This is a genomic window from Paraburkholderia phenoliruptrix, assembly GCF_019511605.1.
GTDB classification, from domain to species: domain Bacteria; phylum Pseudomonadota; class Gammaproteobacteria; order Burkholderiales; family Burkholderiaceae; genus Paraburkholderia; species Paraburkholderia phenoliruptrix_A.
Genome location: NZ_JAEUAV010000012.1, coordinates 69,367 through 89,694 on the forward strand (window position 1 = coordinate 69,367; position 20,328 = coordinate 89,694).

Annotated in this window: 19 protein-coding genes; 4 read left to right on the plus strand and 15 right to left on the minus strand. The window is 64.2% G+C overall.

Annotation, left to right across the window (positions count from 1 at the left end; genetic code table 11):
- Positions 1-71 precede the first annotated feature (71 nt).
- The 11 genes from JNB89_RS16845 to JNB89_RS16895 form a co-directional block, all read right to left on the minus strand.
- Positions 72-1,592 carry a UbiD family decarboxylase gene (locus JNB89_RS16845; RefSeq protein WP_223216789.1) on the minus strand — a complete coding sequence of 507 codons (1,521 nt, stop codon included), beginning with the start codon at positions 1,590-1,592 and terminating at the stop codon, positions 72-74.
- A gap of 111 nt (positions 1,593-1,703) precedes the next feature.
- Complete coding sequence (locus JNB89_RS16850; protein ID WP_220363011.1) at positions 1,704-2,429, minus strand: enoyl-CoA hydratase/isomerase family protein; 726 nt, start codon at positions 2,427-2,429, stop codon at positions 1,704-1,706.
- Positions 2,430-2,469: 40 nt separating this feature from the next.
- Positions 2,470-4,806: a xanthine dehydrogenase family protein molybdopterin-binding subunit gene (locus tag JNB89_RS16855; protein ID WP_220363012.1), complete on the minus strand. Its 2,337-nt coding sequence runs from the start codon at positions 4,804-4,806 to the stop codon at positions 2,470-2,472.
- On the minus strand, positions 4,803-5,324 hold the full coding sequence (locus JNB89_RS16860; protein WP_013343340.1) for a (2Fe-2S)-binding protein: 522 nt from the start codon (positions 5,322-5,324) through the stop codon (positions 4,803-4,805). Before JNB89_RS16860 ends, JNB89_RS16855 begins: the two co-directional genes overlap by 4 nt.
- Positions 5,325-5,391: 67 nt before the next feature.
- A complete protein-coding gene (locus JNB89_RS16865) occupies positions 5,392-5,859 on the minus strand; it encodes an SRPBCC family protein (RefSeq protein ID WP_220363013.1) in 468 nt (155 codons plus the stop codon).
- Between the two features lie 29 nt (positions 5,860-5,888).
- Positions 5,889-6,707, minus strand: coding sequence for an FAD binding domain-containing protein (locus JNB89_RS16870; protein WP_220363014.1), 819 nt, complete (start codon positions 6,705-6,707; stop codon positions 5,889-5,891).
- Between the two features lie 13 nt (positions 6,708-6,720).
- Positions 6,721-7,488 carry an alpha/beta fold hydrolase gene (locus JNB89_RS16875; RefSeq protein WP_220363015.1) on the minus strand — a complete coding sequence of 256 codons (768 nt, stop codon included), beginning with the start codon at positions 7,486-7,488 and terminating at the stop codon, positions 6,721-6,723.
- Positions 7,485-8,843, minus strand: a complete 1,359-nt coding sequence (fahA, locus tag JNB89_RS16880) for a fumarylacetoacetase (RefSeq protein WP_220363016.1) — start codon at positions 8,841-8,843, stop codon at positions 7,485-7,487. The genes JNB89_RS16875 and fahA overlap by 4 nt, the downstream gene beginning before the upstream one ends.
- Positions 8,840-9,373 (minus strand): VOC family protein, encoded by a 534-nt coding sequence (locus JNB89_RS16885; RefSeq protein WP_013343345.1) that lies wholly within the window; start codon positions 9,371-9,373, stop codon positions 8,840-8,842. The genes fahA and JNB89_RS16885 overlap by 4 nt, the downstream gene beginning before the upstream one ends.
- A 39-nt stretch (positions 9,374-9,412) precedes the next feature.
- Complete coding sequence (locus JNB89_RS16890) at positions 9,413-10,600, minus strand: FAD-dependent monooxygenase (protein WP_220363017.1); 1,188 nt, start codon at positions 10,598-10,600, stop codon at positions 9,413-9,415.
- Positions 10,601-10,783: 183 nt separating this feature from the next.
- Entirely contained in the window at positions 10,784-11,362 is a 579-nt protein-coding gene (locus JNB89_RS16895) for a UbiX family flavin prenyltransferase (protein ID WP_013343347.1), read from the minus strand.
- Between the two features lie 295 nt (positions 11,363-11,657).
- On the opposite strand from JNB89_RS16895, the gene JNB89_RS16900 reads away from it, so the two are divergent.
- From JNB89_RS16900 to JNB89_RS16915, 4 genes are all read left to right on the plus strand, one after another.
- Complete coding sequence (locus tag JNB89_RS16900; RefSeq protein ID WP_013343348.1) at positions 11,658-12,746, plus strand: porin; 1,089 nt, start codon at positions 11,658-11,660, stop codon at positions 12,744-12,746.
- A gap of 231 nt (positions 12,747-12,977) precedes the next feature.
- Positions 12,978-14,375, plus strand: coding sequence for an MFS transporter (locus JNB89_RS16905; RefSeq protein WP_220363018.1), 1,398 nt, complete (start codon positions 12,978-12,980; stop codon positions 14,373-14,375).
- A gap of 208 nt (positions 14,376-14,583) precedes the next feature.
- Entirely contained in the window at positions 14,584-16,212 is a 1,629-nt protein-coding gene (locus JNB89_RS16910; protein ID WP_220363019.1) for a methyl-accepting chemotaxis protein, read from the plus strand.
- Between the two features lie 122 nt (positions 16,213-16,334).
- Positions 16,335-17,681, plus strand: a complete 1,347-nt coding sequence (locus JNB89_RS16915; protein ID WP_220363020.1) for an MFS transporter — start codon at positions 16,335-16,337, stop codon at positions 17,679-17,681.
- 49 nt (positions 17,682-17,730) lie between these two features.
- Here the strand turns inward: JNB89_RS16915 and JNB89_RS16920 are convergent, their stop codons facing one another.
- The 4 genes from JNB89_RS16920 to JNB89_RS16935 all read right to left on the minus strand — a co-directional run bounded on the left by JNB89_RS16920 (position 17,731) and on the right by JNB89_RS16935 (position 19,759).
- The gene (locus JNB89_RS16920) at positions 17,731-18,447 is read right to left on the minus strand and encodes an O-methyltransferase (protein ID WP_220363021.1); all 717 of its coding nucleotides are present in this window, start codon (positions 18,445-18,447) and stop codon (positions 17,731-17,733) included.
- Positions 18,448-18,551: 104 nt separating this feature from the next.
- Positions 18,552-18,848, minus strand: a complete 297-nt coding sequence (locus JNB89_RS16925) for a 4Fe-4S dicluster domain-containing protein (protein ID WP_220363022.1) — start codon at positions 18,846-18,848, stop codon at positions 18,552-18,554.
- Positions 18,849-18,850: 2 nt separating this feature from the next.
- Positions 18,851-19,159 carry a hypothetical protein gene (locus JNB89_RS16930; protein ID WP_220363023.1) on the minus strand — a complete coding sequence of 103 codons (309 nt, stop codon included), beginning with the start codon at positions 19,157-19,159 and terminating at the stop codon, positions 18,851-18,853.
- A 12-nt stretch (positions 19,160-19,171) separates the two neighbouring features.
- On the minus strand, positions 19,172-19,759 hold the full coding sequence (locus JNB89_RS16935; protein ID WP_220363024.1) for an RNA polymerase sigma factor: 588 nt from the start codon (positions 19,757-19,759) through the stop codon (positions 19,172-19,174).
- Positions 19,760-20,328 lie beyond the last annotated feature (569 nt).

Sequence of the window (20,328 nt, forward strand, 5' to 3'; positions counted from 1 at the left end):
CGCGGCGGCGGCTGCGCCGCTGTTTGCACGCGCGGCAGCCGCCTGTGCTTCAGCTTATCCGGCATGCAGCGTCACGCGAACACGTAGCGGCCTTCGGCGTCGCGCGCAATTCTGCGGCGCTGTTGCACGTCTTCGAGCCAGCGCACCACCTCGCGGCCGTCGCGAGTGCCGGTTGCAGCCATTAGCTCGGAGAAGCGCTTCGGTCCGTGTTCGAGCGCCGCTTCGAGCGAGTCGAAACGCGCACCGCGATAGGCGGGCGGCGTCGGCACCCGGTGTTCGAGGTCACGTTCGGCGCCAGGCGCGAGGAGCGGCAGCGTGAGGTCGAAGCCGGCTTTCGCGGTGGTTCGCGTGCCAAGAAGCGATGGATCGAGCGGCATGGCGCGCAGACCGTCCACGCACAACAGATCGCGGTCGGCCTGGAAGCGCGTGGCGAGCGCCCAGTCCATCTGCTCGTCAGAGAACACGTCGATGTCCGGGTCCACTACGAACACATGCTTGACGTTTGCGAGCGACGCGAACACGGCCGCAATTGCGTTGCGCGCTTCGCCCGGCACGCGTTGCTGCATCGCGATGCGCACGTTGAACATGCCGCCCGTGGCGGGATTCGCGTAGACGGCTTTGACATCGCGCACGGCGGTCTCGAGCGCGCGCCATACCGTGACCTCGGTGCGCAGCGCAGCGAGTTGCGCGGTATCGGTGCGCGCCATCGAGCTGCCGCCGATCGTGCAGGTCTGAAAGACGGCGTCGTGCCGGTGCGTGATCGCGCTGAGGTGAAACACGGGGTTGGTCTTGACGCCGCCGTAGTAGCCGAGAAATTCTCCGTACGGGCCTTCCGGCTCGGCGTGGCCGCGCTCGTCGAGATAGCCTTCCAGAATGAACTCGGCGTCGGCGGGCACGAGCAGGTCGTTTGTCACGCACTTGACCACGCCCATTGTCTGCCCGCGCAGCGCGGCCACCAGTTCGAGCTCGTCGGCAGGAATGCGCATGGTCGCGCCGACATGATCGACCGGATGCGTGCCCACCGCGAACGCTATCGGCGTGCGCTCGCCGCGTTTGGCGTGACCGATTGCAATCGCGCGCAAGTCCGAAGGCGCGACGAGGTCGACCCCGGCGGTGCGCCGGCCGCGCAGCATCAGCCGGCGGATGCCGACATTGGTCCAGCCCGTATCCGGGTCGACCGCAAAGTCGATCGACGCGGAAATGTACGGTGCGCCGTCCTGGTCGTGCTGCAAATGAACGGGCAGCGCGGTGAAATCGCACTCGTCGCCGGTCAGCACCACCTGCTGCACCGGCGCTTCTGCGCGGCTCACTTCCACCAGCTGGCCTTTCACGCGCAGGCGTTCGCGCACAGTTTCGAGCAGGCGCAGCGGGGTGGTGTCGAACGCACGCGCAAGGCGCGTGCGGCTCGCCGTCACGCTGCCCGCGAGCGGGATTGCGCCGCCGGAAGGACGCGCGAACCACACCGCGCGCGGATTGCCTTCCATGATCGCGGCGATGTCGGCGAGATCGACGCTCTCTTCATGGCGTTCCAGTTCCGTTTCGTCGAGCGATTCGAGGAAGCGGCGCAGGCGAAAGCGTTCAAGGTCGGGCATGGCGCTGCCGTCGGCGGTGCGGGGAATAGCAGTCTTCGGTCTCAATTGGGTTCCTCGCGCATCTAGTGCGCAATGTTCTTCAAGTTCGGATGGGCACGCCTCGCGCCTTTGTCAGAACCGTGCGGACAGGGCAGTGGCTGCAAGATGCGCGGCGAAACCGCTCGCGCCGCTCGCCGGCATTTCAGGGGCGAGATGCAGGAACTGCTTGACCGCGCGCAGCGTCCCCGCACTGCAGCCGAGCAGCGTGTCGGCAAGCGCATCGGCTTCGGCGTCCAGCTCGGCAGCGGCCACCACGCGGCTCACGAGCCCCGCGTGCAATGCTTCGCCGGCGGACAGCCTGACGCGGCTCAGCACCATGTGCGCGACGGTTTTCAGCGGCACGCGTCCGATCAGCGCGGACATGACGAGCGTCGGCGGAATGTCGCGCTCCATCTCGGGAATCTGGAACACGGCGTCGTCGGCGGCCAGTGCGATGTCGCATACAGCGGCGAGCGCGCAGCCTACGCCGAGCGCCTCGCCGCGCACGACAGAAACGAGCGGCACGCGCACGGCCTTGAGCGCGTCGTAGAGCGCGAGCGGCGGCGCCGCGACCACGCGGCGCAAGGTTTCGGCTGAGGGCTTCGCGTCCTTCGGCGGCATCGGCGACTGGCGGCCTTTGCAAAAGTCCGCGAGTCGCGAACGGATGCGCACGAGCTTCACGTCGTCATCGAGTGTCGTGACAGTGTCGATAATGGCTTCGCTCATGCCCGCGTCGATCAGGTTGCCGTTTCCGGCACGGTCGAGCACGACGTCCACGAGCGGGCCGTTGCGCTCTATCGCAACATAGGGGCTGGACATGCGGATCTCCTGGTTCATTGTGATGTGTTCGTGCAACCGCTTACGCCATGTCGCGGTGAATGTATTCCCACACCACTTTCGGCGTGGCCGGCATCGCAAGTTCGTCGGTGCCGAACACCTTGAGTGCGTCGGCAAGCGCGTTGAAAATGGTCGCCGTGGCCGGCGTAATGCCGCTTTCGCCGCCGCCTTTCACGCGCAGCGGATTGCCCTTGGTCGGGTCCTCGGTGAGTTCGAGGTTCAGCGTGGGAATCACGCCCGCGCGCGGCATGCCGTAGTCCATGTACGAACCGGTCAGTACCTGACCGGTCTCGCGGTCCACGTAACAGGTCTCCGAGAGCGCCTGGCCGATGCCCTGCGCAAGACCGCCGTGCACCTGGCCTTCCACGATCAGCGGATTGATGGGCTGGCCCACGTCGTCCACGGAGGTGTAGTTCACGAGCGTCACCACGCCGGTGTCGGGGTCGACCTCGAGCTCGCAAACCGCTGCGCCCGTGGGATGCGCGGGCACCCGCGCGTTCACCTCCGCTTCGGCGTAGAGCTTGCGCGTGGCGGGTTCGCCCGGCAGGCCGTCGCGCGCGACCTGCGCCGCCACTTCGAAAAGGCCCAGCTCGCGCGACGCAGCGGTATCGCGGAACAGGCCGTTTTCAAACGTCACCTGTTCGGGCGAGACACCGAACTGTGCGGCGGCCACGCGTTTGCCAAGCGCTACGATCTGAGCGGACGCGTCGACCAGCAACATCCCGCCCAGACGCATCGAGCGGTCCGAATGACTGCCGCCGCCCACGCTCACAAATGCCGTGTCGCCGGTGCGAAGCGTGACGGAACGGATCGGCACGCCCAGGTGTTGCGCGATCACTTGCGCGAAGGTGGTCTCGTGACCCTGGCCGGTGGATTGCGTGCCCGCCACGATGTCGATGCGGCCTTCGGGCAGCACCGTCAATTCGATGCGCTCGCGCGGCGCGCCCACCGGCGACTCGATATAGTTCGCTACGCCGATGCCGCGCAGCAGGCCTTTTTCGAGCGAGGCCGCGCGGCGCGCTTCAAAGCTGTCCCATTGCGCGAGCTCCAGCGCTCGCGCCATGTTGCGCGCGAATTCGCCGCTGTCGTAGGTGAGACCCATCGGGCTGCGATAAGGCAGCCTGTCATGCGCGATCAGATTGCGGCGGCGGATCTCGGCGCGGTCCAGCTTCAATTGCGCGGCGGCGAGGTCGAGCATGCGCTCGATCACGTGCGTTGCCTCCGGGCGGCCCGCGCCGCGGTAGGGCGCGGTCGGCACGGTGTTGGTCAGGACCGCGCTGATATGCACGGCGGCCACCGGCACGTCGTAGACGGTCGTCATGATGCGCGTGCCGTTCGACATGGGCACATACGAAACCGTATGCGCGCCGATATTGCCGATCCATTCGTTGTCGATCGCGAGAATGCGGCCGTCGGGCGCGAAGCCGAAGGTCGCACGCACGATCTGGTCGCGGCCCTGATAGTCGGAGAGAAACGCCTCGCTGCGATCGCTCGTCCACTTGACGGGCCGGCCGATGCGGCGCGCGGCCCACACCACGGCCAACTGCTCGACGTAGATGAACGAGCGCGGGCCGAAGCCGCCGCCCGTATCGGGGCACACCACGCGCACCTGGCCCGGCGGCACCTTGAGCGCTGCTGCGAGGCAAAGCTTTTGCCGCACCGCGCCCTGACTGCCGGAAATCAGCGTGTACAGGCCGCTTTCGTGGTCGAACACGCCAATCGCACTGCGCGGCTCCATCTGGCAATTGACGACGCGGCTGTGATGAAACTCGCGCGTGAGCACGAGCGCTGCATTTGCGATGACGCGGCGCGCTTGCTCGCGCTCGCCCAACTGCGTCTGAAAGCACAGATTGCGCGGCGCGCCTTCCCACAACTGAGGCGCGCTGTCCTGCATGGCGTCGGCGGCGTTGACGACTGCGTCGAGCACCTCGTAGTCGACCTCGATCATTTCGCTCGCGTTGCGCGCGGCGAGCGGCGTGTCCGCGATCACCATCGCGACCGGCTCGCCCACGTAGCGCACACGATCAATCGGCAGCGGAACGTGCAACTGGTTGAAGATCTCGCCGGTGAGCGAGGTGAGAAATGCCTTCTTCGTGGCGTCGATGGCATCCACCGGGTTAGGCACGTGGTCCACGCCCTGATAGCCGTCGTCCAGATAGTCCTGGCCGACCAGCACCGCGATCACGCCGGGCGCCTCACGCGCGGCGCTCACGTCTACCGAGCGCAGCACGGCGTGGGCGTGCGGCGAGCGCAGAAAGGCCGCGTGCACCTGGCCGTCCAGTCGGAAGTCGTCGGTATAGCGGCCATTGCCGGTGACGAAGCGGCGGTCTTCGAGGCGCGCAAGTGGTTGGCCGATCATGGCTTGACACCCTCCGTAGCGGGCGCGGCCAGCGCCGGGTACATCTCGCGCGCCGCATGGCGCACCGCCTCGATAATGTTCACATAGCCGGTGCAACGGCAGATGTTGCCTTCGAGCGCGTGGCAGATGCTCGCTTCGTCGAGCCGCGGCGCTTCGCGCAGATAGAAGCCGACCGACATGATCATGCCCGGCGTGCAGAAGCCGCACTGCAAGCCGTGGCACTGCACGAACGCGTTCTGCACCGGATGCAGTGGTGCGTCCGCAGCTTCGCTGTGTGTGCCGCACAGACCTTCGATGGTTGTAACCGTGCCGCCGCTTGCCTGCGCGGCGAGCACCGTGCACGACTTCACCGAAACGCCGTCGAGATGCACGGTGCACGCGCCGCACTGGCTCGTATCGCAACCGACGTGCGTGCCCGTGAGGCGCAGCGTCTCGCGCAGAAATTCGACGAGCAGCATCTGGTCGGGAACCTCGCGCCGCACGTCGGCGCCGTTCACCCGCAATTGAACTTCAACCATGATTCACCCTGTTGTTGCTGGAATTGCCCGACCTGCCGGACCTGCTGGATCGAGCGCCTCGCCGCGCTCAGTCGGCCACGCCGGCGCTCGCCTGCGCGCTCATCGTCGCGTTGAAGCGCTTGAAGAACTCCGCCGCGAGCTTGTTGGCGACCGACGTGACGAGCCGCGAGCCGATCTGCGCGAGCTTGCCGCCCACCTGCGCGTCGGCGACGTAAGTGAGGAGCGTGCCGCCTTCTTCGGCGTCGGCAAGCGTGACGGTTGCAGCCATCTTGCCGAAGCCCGCGACGCCGCCTTCGCCCGAGCCGACGATTCGGTAACCGTTGGGGCCGTCGCGCTCGGAAAGCTGCAACGTGCCCCTGAAGCGTGCCTTCACGGGGCCGACCGAGGCCACCACGACGGCCTTGTACTCGTCGTCGTTCTGCGCGACGAACTCTTCGCAACCCGGCACGCATGCCTGCAGCACGGCGGCATCGTTCAAGCCTTTCCACACCTGTTCGCGCGTGGCGGCGATGGTCTGCGATCCGGTGAACTCCATTCTTGTGTCTCCTGAAAACGTGAAGCGGATTAAGCGGGCCGGCGCAGCGGCTGCCCGAGCAGCGCCTGTACGGCGCGGCGTGTGTAGGTTTCGATCAGATGCGCGCGATAGGCGGCCGAGCCGTTGTCGTCGTCGGGCAGCGAACCGCTGTCCATCTTCAGGCAGGCGAGCGCGGCCTCCGAGAGGTTGGCGTGCAGTGCGGCTTCGGCGTCGAACCAGCGAAACACCGAGGCGCCCGCGCCGGTCACGGCCACGCGAATCGAATCGGCGAATTGCGCGACGAACACGCCGACAACCGCATAGCCCGAGGCCGGCTGGCGCAACTTCGCGTACGCCGCGCGCAGCGGAATGGGATACTCGAAGCCGATGACGAGCTCGTCCGGCTCGAGCGCGGTCTGGAAGGTATCGACGAAATAGTCGTCGGCGGCAATGCGGCGTTGCGAGGTGACGATCTGCGCGCCGAGCGCGAGCACGGCGCTCGGGTAATCGGCGGCGGGGTCGTTGTTCGCGACCGAGCCGCCCATCGTGCCGCGGTTGCGCACCTGTGGATCGGCGATCACATTGGCAAGCCGTGCGAGCGCCGGGATCGCCGCTTCGACCACCGGCGACGCGGCCACTTCCGCATGTCTCGTCAGCGCGCCCACGTGCAGCAGGTCGCCTTGCACGCTGATGCCGCGCATCGCCTCGATACGCGTGAGGTCGATCAGGTGCGATGGCGCGGCAAGCCGCTGCTTGAGCGTGGGGATCAGCGTCATGCCGCCGGAAAGCGGGCGCGCGTCCGCGTGTTCGCGCAGCCACGCGAGCGCCTCGTCGAGTGAGGACGCCCGAAGGTAGAGAGTCTCGTACATGATGTCTCGTGAGTCAGGCGTCGTTCAGCCAGTTTTCCAGCGACGTCGCGAGCGCAGCCGGCGTTTCGTGCATCGGGTAGTGGCCCGCGTTCGCGAGCGTCTCGAGCGTCGCATTCGGATACCACGCCAGCCACGTGCGTTTCATCAACTCCGCGGTGATGGTTGGATCGTGCTCGCCGACGAAAAGCCTGACCGGCGTCGTGTTGCCCTCGACCTGCGCCGAAAAGTCGTTCGCGGCCCATTGCGGCAGGAAGCTTGCAAAAGCATCGGCACGCGAGAGCCTTTGCGACTCGCGCGCGAGATGCGCGCTGAAGCGAGGCACGAGACGATTGCCGGTCGAGAAGGATATGATCGCGGCACGCCGCTCGACGTCGTCCACGGCTGCGCGGAATCCGGCAAGCCGCGCGTCGTCCATCCGCGAGCCGCACGCGGGCACCGCGCATACGCCGGCCATGCGTTCGATGCGTGCGGGCGCGGCGAGCAGCACGCGCTGGATCGCCACGCCGCCCATTGAATGACCGATCAGGCTGAAGCGCTCCCAGCCGAGATAGTCGGCAAGCGCGAGCACGTCGTGAGCGGCTTCTTCGAAAGTGAACGCGCCGTCGCGCTCTCGCGAGCGGCCGTAGCCGCGATAGTCGAAGAACCCGTAGGTGAAGCTGTCGGTGTCCAGCATGGGAACGAGCGCGTGCCAGTCGTCGGCGCTGCCGAACCAGCCGTTCATCGCGAGCACCTTGCGCGGGCCTGCGCCGACCTGCACGTAACCGTTGAGCGCCTGAGTCATGCTGCCGCCTCCGTTTCGTGCGGCCCGAACGCCAACTCGAGCGCCGGGGCAATGCGCGCACGACATTCGCCAAAGCCGATCGGCACCGCACCCGTTTTCGTTGCACGCGCGCTCAGCGTGATCTCGTCGCCGTCTTCCAGTGCCGTGCGGGTTTCACCGTTGGGCAGGCGAAGCGGATCGCGGCCGGCGTTCGTCAGCTCGGTAATGCACGCGCGCGCCGCATCGTCTGCGCCGGAGATGGTGCCGCTGCCGAGCAGATCGCCGGTACGCAGATTGCAGCCGTTGCTCGTGTGATGCGCGACCATCTGCGCGAAGGTCCAGTACAGATTGTCCAGATGCGTGTGCGTGATGCGTACTGCGCCGGCGCCGCTCTCGCGCAGTGCCTGAGTCGACAGATGCGCGTACAGCTCCAGATGCAGGCCGCCTTCGCGCTGATCGCGCAAGCCGTGCAGATGCGGCATCAGCGGTGGATCGTCCGCGGCGCGCGCAACCGGCGCCTTGCGGAAGGGCGCGAGCGCTTCGGCAGTCACTATCCACGGCGACACGCTTGAATGAAAGCTCTTGCCGAGAAACGGTCCCAGCACCTGCTCGAACCACTGAATGCTTTTTGCGGACCAGTCGTTGAGCAGCGAGTAACCGAAGATGTGCGCGTGGGCGTCGTCCACGGCGATAGGCTGCGTGAGCCGATTGCCCAAGCCGATCCACGCCGCGAGTTCCAGTTCGAAGTCGAGCGCAGGTGCGGGGCCGAACACGATCTGACCGCCCGCGTCGCGATACTGGCCGTGCGGGCGGCGCACTTCGCCGCCGCTCACACACAGCGACGACGCGCGGCCGTGATACGCGATCGGCAGCGACTTGAACGCCGGCGGCAGCGGATCGGCGAGGCCCTTGTAGCGGCCGTGGCGCTCGGTGTGATGAAGCGAGGTCAGAAAGTCGGTGTAGTCGCCGACATTGCAAGGCATGCGCAGCTCGAGCGTGTCGATGCGCGGCAGCAGCGCCTCGGCCATCTGCTGCACGCGGGCGCGTTGCGGCGCGTCGCTTTTCAGCAGGTCGGACAGCGCGGCTCGCAGCGCGCTGGCATAGCGCGCCGGCAGCGCCATTAGCCGCTCGAGCGTGCCTGCCGCAGCCGCTTCGCAGGCGAGCGCCGCATCGCTGCCAGCGGCGATCAGGCCGCTCTCGTGCAGCAAGCGCAGATCGACGGCGTGTTCGCCGATTGCGACGGCGCCGCGCGCAACGCCGTCTCGCTCGAACACCCCAAACGGCAGGTTCTGGATCGGGAAGTCCGTATCCGGCTGGTTCGCCGATTCGATCCAGCTGCGACGCGCGGGGTCGTGAGTAGGGTTGAGCGTGCTCATACGACGGGCGTCTCCTTGCCCGCGTGACGGCGCGTTTCGGTCCAGGCGTCGAGCAGCGCACGCGCCTCTTTTCTGTACGTGGCGAGCGTTTGTGCCGGCGCGACCGGAACGGTCAATTCGAGGCGGAAGCCGTTGGGGTCGAAGAAGTAGATGGAGCGCACGAAATGATGATCGGTGACGCCAAGCACTTCGACGCCGTGATCGACCAGACGCTGTTTCATCGTTTCCAGCGCGTCCACGCTGGCGACGCGCAACGCGATATGGTTGACCCACGACGGCGTGTTCGGCGAAGGCTCTGCGGCGGTGTCGTCGCCGAGATCGAAAAAGGCAATGTAGGAGCCGTCGGCCATTTCGAAGAACAGGTGCACGTACGGACAATATTCGCCCGTGCTCGGCACGCGGTCGAGGCGGATCACATGGACGAGCGGCAAACCGAGAATGTCTTCGTAGAAATGGCGCGTTTCTTCGGCATTGCGGCAGCGCCACGCGAAGTGGTGCAGGCCGAGCACCGGCGGCAGGGTTTCGGACATGCTGTGTCTCCTTGATGCGCGAGCGGATCGGGCTGGCGCTCAGATTTCGACTGCGTCGACGTCGTATTCGAACAGCCAGTTGTAGCGCTCTTTGACGCGCTCTTCGTTCCACTCCCGATCGACGTATTCGGCTGCGCCTTCTGCGTGCGCGAGCGCGGGATTGTGAAAGCGTTGGGTATTGGCCGCCGAGCCGCGCACGATGCGCGCGGTGCGCTCGAGTCGCAGCGCCTCGTAACGTTCAAGGGCGCGCGGGATGTCGTTCTCGTAACGCGCAAGGCAGCGCGCGATCAGATAGCCGTCTTCGAGCGCCATGCCTGCGCCTTGCGCGAGGAACGGCAGCGTGGGGTGGCAAGCGTCGCCGAGCAGCGTGGCGTTGCCCGAGCTCCAGCGCGCCATCGGCTCGCGGATCATGAGCGCCCATTTGTACGGCACGTCGATCGCGGAGATCATCGTGCGTACGTCTTCGTGCCAGCCCTCGAAATCGGCGAGGCATTCTTCGATGGTGCCGCGCTCGGACCATGATTCGACCTGCCAGCCGTCGCGCTCTACTGCACCGACGAAGTTGATCAGCTGGTGGCCGCGCAGCGGATAATGGATCACGTGCGCGCCGGGGCCGACCCAGTTGGTGCCGTAGGCGGTACGCATGTGCTCGGGCAATCTGCTGGCGTCGATCACGCCGCGCCAGGCCATCACGCCCGAATAAACAGGCTCGTCCGCGCCGAACAGAGCACGCCGCACGCGCGAGTGCACGCCGTCTGCGCCGATCAGCAGGTCCGCTTCGAAGGTCGCGCCGGAAGTGGTCTGCACCTCGACCTTGCCGTCCTTCTGCACGATCGACTCGACCTTGTGATCGAGCCTGATCGCGTCAGCGCGAAAGGCGCGCACTGCGTCGACGAGCGCCTGGTGAAGGTCCGCACGATGCACGGTCAGATAGGGAAAGCCGAACACTTCGCGCGATGCCGCGCCGAGATCGAAGAGCGGCCACGTTTGACCGCTGTTCCAGAGTCGCACGCGCTTGCCGGGCGGCTCGCACGCAAGGCCTTCCAGGCGCTTGCCCACGCCGATGCGGTACAGCACGCGCGTGGCGTTCGGGCTCAACTGCACGCCGGCGCCGATCTCCCCGAGCGCTTTTGCCTGTTCAAGAATGGTGACGTCGAAGCCTTGTCTGAGCAACGCGGCGCCCGCCGTCAGGCCGCCGATTCCGGCCCCTGCAATGACGATTTTCATTCGATCTTTCGACCTCTTTCGTAATGACGTTTCTCTTATCGAGAAGATTTATCAATTGATCGATAAATCTTTTTAATAGGGTTCTGCTGTCGAACGGAACCACTTTAAAGCAACGTCAGTTTCTATAGAAGCAAAAGAATCCGAATGGTTTATCAGGGTATTTTATTAATACGCGGATTAATCTTACATGCCCCAGCGGTGCACCACCGGAGAGTCGATATCGAACAGATCGAGCACGCGCCCGAGCGTGTGATCGACCATGTCATCGAGCGATTCGGGGTTCGCGTAGAACGCCGGCACCGGCGGGTAGACGATCGCACCGGCTTCTGTCACGCTCGTCATGCTGCGCAGGTGGCCCAGGTGCAGTGGCGTTTCGCGCACCATCAGCACGAGACGGCGGCGCTCCTTGAGCGTGACGTCGGCCGCGCGCGAGAGCAGCCCGCCCGTCACGCCGGTGGCGATTTCCGAGAGCGTGCGAATGGAGCAGGGCGCGACGATCATGCCCATTACGGGGAACGATCCGCTTGAAATGGCTGCGCCAATGTCCGTATTCGGGTAACTCACGGTGGCGAGCGCGCGCACCTCGGCCACGCTATGCTGCGACTCGTGCGCGAGCGTAACCTGCGCGGAGCGGCTCATCACGAGATGCGACTCGATGTCGAGCTGTCTGAGCAACTGCAGCAGCCGAACGCCATAAACGACGCCCGAAGCGCCGCTGATGCCCACGATCATGCGCCGGGGCCGGACTGCGCTGAAATGCATTCGTGGTCTCCGTTTAAACGTAATGGATTTTGACGTGGCGGATGTTAGCACGCGAATTCCGGCTTTCGAATAAGTTATCGGCATTTCTGCGATTAATGGGTAAATACCCTGATCCAGTATTCGGAATGTTCGATCGATTGATAAAAAAATCGCGATTCAAAGCGCGAATTGAAGTGGTTAAACTCTGTCGGCATCGCACTCGTGGAACGTCGAAGAACGGGCCGCACAGGCAGCGCGATGCACGAAGCCGGCGCCGCGAGCGACCGGCCAACGACAAAAAAACTGGAGACATGCGTTGAAAACTCGTTTGCTCGTCGGCGGTTGCGCCGCGATCCTAGCTGGCCCGGCGGTGGCGCAGTCGTCTGTGACGCTGTATGGCAGTATCGACGTGGGCGTCGACTTCGTCTCGAACACCCAGGGCAAGCATCTGATCCAGGAGTCGTCGGGCAAGCGTCAGCCCGATCGCTGGGGCCTGTTGATCAAGGAGAACCTGGGCGGCGGCAACACGGCGTTCGCGCGACTCGAATCGGGCTTCGTCACCAACACGGGCGCGCAGATCAATCCGACTAGCTTCTTTAACCGGGAGGCGTACGTGGGGCTCGCAAACGACCGCTGGGGCTCGCTTAGCTTTGGCAACATCAACGACTATGTCTACCAGTACATAGGCCGCCTGAACAATTCGATTCCCGGCATCTCGTCGTTCTACACGCCAGGCAATCTCGACGGTCTCGCGAACAACCACGCGCTGAACAGCTCGGTGAAGTACGAAACGGCCAACTTTCACGGCATCCAGGCAGGCGTGATGGACTCGTTCGGCAATCAGCCGGGCAATTTCAGCGCGGGCCGCCAGTACAGCCTGGGCGCGCAGTACGCGGGCGGGCCCGTGCGGTTCGGCATTGCGTACACCATGTCGCACAATCGCACGGCGGACATTTTCGGCACCTTCAGCTTGCGCTCGCTGCTCGGCCAGCCGCTCAGACAGGGCACCATGTTCAACGCGGACCGCTACAGCACACTCGCCGCGGGCGGTTCCGTTCAGATTGGAGACTTCACGCCGCACGCCACATATTCCGGCGTGAAGTTCGAGAACAGCAAGGGCGCGGCGACGCTCAACAATTATCAGGCCGGCGTGAATATCAATCTGGGCGGCAAGGGTTTCTACGTGCTCGGCCTTTCGTGGGATCACTCGCTCTTTCAGGGCCTGACGATCAACCAGTACAACCTGTTTCTAACCGATTACCTCTCGAAGAGCACGCAGGTCTACGCGGGTGTCGGGCTGCAGCGCGCCGGCGGAAACGGTGCACGTGCCGCGCAGTTTGGCTATCAGCCTTCTTCGAGCGGCAGCCAGACGGTCGCGCGTGTGGGCGTCAATCATATGTTCTGAGCAAACGGAGGTGCCATGTGCGCGATGAAATGAGAATGTAAAGCAGCGAAAGCAAACGGATTGTTCAGCTATTTCGATCTCTTCATCGCAATTTTTTGATTGAGCCGCGCGGGGCCGCCTCTTATATTGTGGCTCCGGCCGTGGCGCCGCCGTGAATGATATCGAGGAGCAACAGCGCGAGCGGGCGCGCCACGGTGGCGGGCTCGTGCACGCGGGGTCAATGGGATACACATGCAAGCAGACCGGACTTTCAACATCGCGACACTGGTAGAAGAGCAGAAGACGGGACGCTTTGCCGTCGGCCTGCTGTTCTGGTGTTTCCTGATCATGCTGATGGACGGCTACGATCAAACCGCCGTTTCGTTCGCGGCGCCCGCCATCATCAAGGACTGGCATGTGGCGCGCGGCGGCTTCGGGCCGGTGTTCGGCGCGGGCCTGTTCGGCACGCTGATCGGCTCGTTCATTTTTGGCTATCTGGGCGACCGGCTCGGGCGCAAGAAAGCCATCGTCATCGGCAGTCTGTTTTTCGGCGTGCTGACCTACGCTTCGGTGTGGGCGACCTCGCTACAGCAACTGATGCTGCTGCGTTTTCTCGCCGGCATCGGCATGGGCGGCGTGGTGCCGAACTCGGTTGCACTGGTTGCCGAATACGCACCGAAGCGGCTGCGCGCGACGTGGGTCACGCTGATGTTTTCCGGATTTTCGATTGGCGCGGGCTCGGGCGGGCTGGTTTCATCGGCGCTCATCCACCGCTTCGGCTGGCCTGTGATGTTCGTGGTGGGCGGCTGCGGCTCGCTGCTCGTCGCAGTGCTGCTGATCTTCACGTTGCCGGAATCCGCCAAGCTGCTCGTGATACGTCAGCGCGATCCGCACATGCTGCACCGTCTCATGACGCGTCTGCGCCCAGATCTGAACCTTCCCGCTAACGCGCAGTTCGTTGCGGGCGAGGTGCGTGACAAGCAGCGCTTCGTGCTGAAACTGATTTTCTCCGACGGCCTCGCCGCCATTACGCCGTTGCTGTGGATCGTGTTCATTGCGAATTCCATGGCGCTCTATTTCCTGCAGAACTGGTTGCCCATCCTGATGGAAGGCATGGGCGTCGATCCGCGCGGCGCAGGGCTCATCACGATGATGTTCTCGGTAGGTGGAGTGCTCGGCGGTCTGATCCTGTGCCGCTTTGTGGACCGGCATGGCGTACTCGCCATCATTTCGCTACCCGTTATCGGTTTTCCCGTTGTCGCGCTGCTCGGTCACGGCTCCTCGCAAACGTGGCTCATGCTCGCCGTATTTGCCGCGGGTTTTTGCGTGGTTGGCGCGCAATACGGGCTGTATGCGGTGGCCGGCATGATCTATCCGACCTCGTTCCGCTCGGCGGGCGTGGGCAGCGCCATATCGGTCGGCAAGATCGGCTCCGTATCGGGGCCGGTGATCGGCGGGCTACTGCTCTCCATGCATCTGCCGATCACGCAGCTTTTTTACGCGGCTTCGCTGCTGTTCGTCATTGCCGCCGTATTCTCGACGGTGCTCGCGCTGCTTTATCGAGCCCGCTTCGGCGACGCCCATGCGCAGGTCGCGGCGCCGGAACCGTCCGCTGACGCGCTGCGGCGCTCCATGCTTCACGACTCGTAGTAGAGAGCGTCTATCGTTTCCTGCTGCTGCTGCTGCTGCTGCTGCTGCCGCTGCTGCTGCTGCTGCTGCTGCCGCCGCCGTCGCCACCAGTGAAGCGCGGCAGTCACGCCGAACCGGAACGCGGCCTCGCCATTTAGTTCGGATACCTTACGTTAGTCGCACCGCATGCTTTTGTCCTTGCTCCCGACCATGCTTTCAGGCCCACGCCATGACGCCTCAATTCGTTTCGACCATGCCCGATTCCCGTAACACTGCTTTGGCGCGGCAGGCCGTGGCGCGCGTCAAGCGTGCCAGAGCGATGTCTCTTCAGGCGCGACTCGCGCTGACAATCGCGCTACTCGCGGCTCTGATGTGCGGCATCGGAGCGCTAGGCCTGGCGGGAGCGTGGCACGCCAATCGCGCGAGCCGGGACACCTACGAGAACAAGCTCACCGCGGCTGTGCATATCGGCAACGCGGAACTGCTGATTGGACGCACACGGCTCGTGCTCGGCGGTGCAACGGCGCAGCCGGAGGGCCCGCGCGCGCAGGAGCAGATCGCCCACGCGAGCGACTTCTTCCAGCGTTCCGACGACGAATGGCGCGCTTTCGTCAACCAGCCGCACGAGCCTGGCGAAGCGCCGTTGATCGAAGCCGCGAGCCAGCGGCGCGCCTCGATGCGCGTGGCGATGCGCGCGTTTATCGACGCGCTCAAGGCTCAGGACCGCGAGGCCGCGCAACGCATCGGCACGGTGCAACTGAGCCCGCTCTTTAACGCCATGAGCAGCGCAAACGACGAGTTAAAGCGCACGCTTTATGCAAACGCCAAACGCAGCTACGAAGACGCCGAGCGCTATTTCTACCGGTTCTTTGCCGCATCGGCCGCGATGATCGCGTTCGGCGTCGCGGCGGCGGGATGGAGCTGGATCTCGCTGCGACGCGCGATCATGACGCCGCTGAACGATGCGTTGACGCACTTCGAAGCGATAGCCGCGGGCGACCTGCAACGTGACATCGCGCATCTGCGCAACGACGAGATGGGGCAACTGCTCGACGGCCTGCGCGATATGCAGGCGCGCCTCGCGCAGACCGTCAGCGCAGTGCGAGCGAGCAGCCAGTCGATTAGCGCCGCGACCGCGGAAATCGCAGCGGGCACTCTGGATCTGTCGTCGCGCACGGAGGAGCAGGCCGCCTCGCTCGAACAAACCGCTGCAAGCATGACCGAACTGACCGGCACGGTACGGCAGAACGCGACCCGCGCACAGCAGGCGCACACCATTGCCGGCGAGGCGTCTGCTGCGGCGAACGACGGCAACGGCGCCATCGGGCGCGTGAGCGACACGATGGCGCGCATCGAATCGAGCGCGCGGAAAATCGCAGACATCACCGGCATTATCGAAGGCATCGCTTTTCAGACCAATATTCTGGCGCTCAACGCAGCGGTGGAGGCGGCGCGTGCCGGCACGCACGGGCGAGGCTTTGCCGTGGTTGCCGCCGAGGTGCGTTCGCTCGCGCAGCACGCGTCGACGGCGGCAAAGGAAATTGGCGAGCTGGTGAGCGATGCGGTGGCCGCGGCTGCGGACGGCACCGCGATGGTCGGTCAGGCCGAACAGTCGATTGGCAATATTCTCGAGGCCGCGCGGCGTTTCGCGGACATGATGGGCAGCATCGTCTCGTCCGCGGAAGAACAGCGCGCCGGTATCGAACAGATCGACGCCGCAATCACGCTGATGGATTCCATCACCCAGCAGAACGCCGCGCTGGTGGAGGAGGCGAGCGCCGCTGCGCAGGCGCTCAATGAGCAATCGCGTGAACTGGAGCGGCAGGTGGCGAGTTTCCGCGTCACGCCTTCGGACTAGCCTTTCGGACTAGCGGCTGGCAGTCGTTCAAACGCATCACTACAAAAACACGAATGGAGACACGACATGCATCGACACGCGCGCGCACTGGACCAGCCATACAAAGCATGCGGAGGCCGCCGATGAATACCATCGACGTCTCGGCCCTGATCGAGCGGCAGCGGCTTCATGGCTTTGCGCTGTTGCTGATTGTCTGGTGTTTCCTGATCGTGCTGATCGACGGCTACGACCAGGTGGCGGCCGCGTATGCCGCGCCCGCGCTGATGCGTGCGTGGCATACGAACGCGGCTGGTTTCGGGCGCGTCTTCGGCGTGGGACTCGCGGGTGTGCTCGTGGGCTCGCTGCTGCTCGGTTTCGCCGGAGACCGCTTCGGCAGACGCAAAACCATTATCTACGGCTCGCTCTGGTTCGGTGTTCTGACGTGGCTGTGCAGCTACGCGAGCTCGCTCGAGCAGCTTACGCTACTGCGCTTTCTGGCAGGCATCGGCATGGGCGGGGTGGTGCCCAACACGGTCGCGCTCGTTTCCGAATATGCGCCGGCGGCACGGCGCGCCACCTGGATCACGCTGATGTTCTCGGGGTTTTCGATTGGCGCGGGCGGCGGTGGGGCGGTCGCGTCATGGTTGCTGCCGCGTTACGGCTGGCCCGTGCTGTTCACGGTGGGCGGGGCGGCTGCCGTGGCAATCGCGCTTGCCTCATTCGCGGTGCTGCCGGAGTCAATACGCTTTCTGATCATGAACGGACGTGACGCGCGCGACATACGCCGGATTGCGGTGCGCCTTGGCGCAAGCGACGCAGAGGAGGCCGCGCGTTATGTGATCGACGACGAGCCCAACGTGCGCGCGCGGCCGAGCGCGCTATTCCAGCAGGGTCTCGCTCGCGTTACACCGCTGCTGTGGGCGCTATTCGTTCTCAACTCGCTCGCGCTGCACTTTCTGCAGAACTGGCTGCCGATTCTGTTCAGCATGGGCACGCTGGAACCCGTGCGCGCCGCGCAGGCGGCGATGATGTTTCCCGTCGGCGGAACGGTGGGCGCGCTGCTATTGAGCCGTTTCGTCGATCGTTACGGCGTTCGCGTGCTGCTGTTTCTTGCCGTGACCGGCTGCCCGATCGCGGCCTCGCTCGGCATGCCGATGTCGCCTGTTGCACTCTTTGCTGCCGTGTTTGCCAGTGGCGTATGCGTGATCGGCAGTCAGTTCGCGTTGTATGCGGTCTCGGGCATGATCTATCCGACGCGCCTTCGCTCCACCGGTGTGGGCTCGGCGATCGGCGTCGGCAAACTCGGCTCGGTGGCCGGGACTGTGCTCGGCGGTGTGCTGCTTTCTTTGCAGCTCTCGATCGGGGCGCTTTTCTCGTTCGTGGCTACGGTGCTCGTGGCGATTGCGCTGCTCGCCGCATGGTTTGGCGTCGTGCAGCGTGGCACGCGCCGCGCGGCGAGCGGAGCCCGGGTTCGGGGTGCGGTGGAATGAGGTGTCGCGAAGGCATTCATGTACCCAAACCGAGGCGCTTCGGATGCATTTACTGAACGACGACCGTGAACTCGAGTCCTGATTCGAAGTTCAGCGTCGTGGTCGCGAAGCGCGCATCGCCGTCGAGGTATTGCTTGTATGGCCGGACGGCGTGTTCGGCTGTGTACATGTTGTCGGCGAGAACGATAGATCCAGGCCGCAGCAGGTGTTCGATCCGTTTGAATACTTCGAGGTAGATGTCGGCCCATACGTCGATGAATACCATGTCGAACACGTCGTCGAGTTCGGCGACGGTCTGCAATACATCGCCTTCCCGCAGATCGACATACGCGTCCAGGCCCGCCGTTTCGATGTTGGCCCGAAGGCGTGCACACTTGAGCGCATCCAGTTCGGTCGCGACGACGATACCACTGCCTGAGTTGCGGAGAGCCTCGGCAATGTACAACGTGGACACACCGCACGAACTGCCGAGTTCGAGGACTCGGGACGGTTTGTGTGCCAACACCATGTTGCGCAGGAACCTTCCAGTCTCCGCCGACACGGCTAACGACAAAGGCGTGCCTTGAGACGACTCGAAGTCCTCGCTGGACAGCCCGAGTGTTTCGAGAAAGCGTCCACGCAGTCTGGGCGCGAGCGTGTCGTATTCGTCCGCGAGATCCAGAAACTCTTCGCTCGACCCCTGAAACTGCCCGCGTGCTCGCGCGGTTATCTCAGCCTCGCTCTGTTCGTGGAGCTGTCGCAATAGCAATGCGGTTGTTGGTGTCATGTGCGCTCCTTGAGAAGATCGCGAATGCCGGTGACATTTACAGCGAATGACTGCCGCACGAGAGGGTCTACGTCAGCCTTTTGCCACCGGTGAAAGATGAAACGTTATGTCGTCCTGACGAGCTTGATCGCGCGTTCAGGGCATGCTGTCACACAAAGGCCGCAGGACCGGCAGGCCTGCGCGTTCGGCGTATAGGCGACTTTCATTCCATGCACGCGCAGCTTGAGGCGGTGCATCCAGTCGAGACCGACGTAGTCCGCGTCGTCGACACGCCGTATTTCAAACACGTTCTCCGGGCAGACCCGCAGGCAATCGCCTTTGCCTTCACAACGTTTCAGGTCGACGACTGGTGCAATCACGCCCGGCTCCTGCTTGCAGTCGCGAATCGGGTTCTCGCGCATGTTCAATCCTCCGCACGCCGCGCATGGCGCGAACGCCACGCCGTCTGAAACTGCTCGCGTTCCTCGGGCGTCATCGCTTCCCACTTGCGCCAATGACGCCGCTCGCGCCAGCCGCCGTGTCCGCGAAATCCGCCAAACAGAATGCGGCTTAGCACCAGCAAGCCCAACGCATGCGCGAAGTCGATCGGCTTGGCCCCGACGAAGAGCGCCGGCATCACCCAATTCCACAGCGCCATCACCACCCAACCAAGCACGCCTATGGCGCAGAGTGCCAGCAGCGCCTTACCGACATATCTGATTCGAAAATTCATCCATCGACTCCTTTAAATGTCCAGTTCGTCATAAACGGGCAGCAGTCTGGCGCGCAAATGCTGGACCGCATAGCGTTTGCGCGCGAGCAGCGTGTTAAGCGGTACACCGCTTTGTGCCACCATGTCCTTGAAGGACCACCCCTCCAGTTCGTGAGCGATGAAAACCTCGCGCTGATTCGGCGGCAACTCATCGAGTGCATCCTGCAAGGCCGTGAGCAGCAAAGCGCGAGCGTAAAGCGCCTCTGGACCCGCATCGTGGGCAGGCATGGTGAGATCGAGACGATATTCACTGCCGGCGTCGTCCTCAGACTCGGCCTCCAACGGACCCGTCAGTTGCAACTCTTTTTTCTTGCGAAAGCGATCGACAATGCGGTTGCGAGCGGCGCGAAAAAGCCACGCACTCGCCTGTTCAATCGGCGCGGGCAGCCTGTAAGCCCGCACGAATTCGTGGAACACGTCCTGCAGGATGTCCTCCGCATCATCCGGGTCGCGGATTCGACGCCGGATGAAATTGACGAGCCTCGTGCGCTCGCGCGCCACGGTCGCTGTGATGTGGCTATCGCTCTCGGTCATCGGGCGTGAGGTGGGTGGTCGTTCCATGTGCCTGAAGACGTTTCAGAAGCGCGGATATTGTGGAGGGCGCAAAAAATTTTTTTGCAGCGATTGCTGGACCCGCTGCGGCAGCGGGTAGGGGATTGTGACGGAGATTTGGCGAAGAAGTGAGGGCGCTAGCCCGCGGTGACGGATGCACGTCTGCAGAGGCCAAGCAAGGAGCAAACACGGCAAGCGCGCAATGTCATGTCGCAAGGCCGACATGTGCAACGGCGTGGAGGCGGGCGCCTTGCGTCCAGGTCAGGCTGCGGGGCGATCCAAGGTACGGAATCGCATCAAACGCGCGAAGCTGGGACCGGCCATGCTTCGACGCTATTTTGCATGCTGATGAGATGGGTAGGGGCAGTTGTCGGTTGAATACATGGGTTGCCTTCGGCATGTATTCAACGCTAACTGGAGTTGCCCGTTGATTCTCGCTGAGGTGAGGATGTCTGCGCAGACATCAATGAAGGTGGTGCCGAGCATTCAGCATCCGCTGACGCTATCTTCTGGCACCGTTGCGAGATAGAAGGGCCGCGTTCCCAGAAAATAGAACAAAACGGGGCGACAACCCCGTC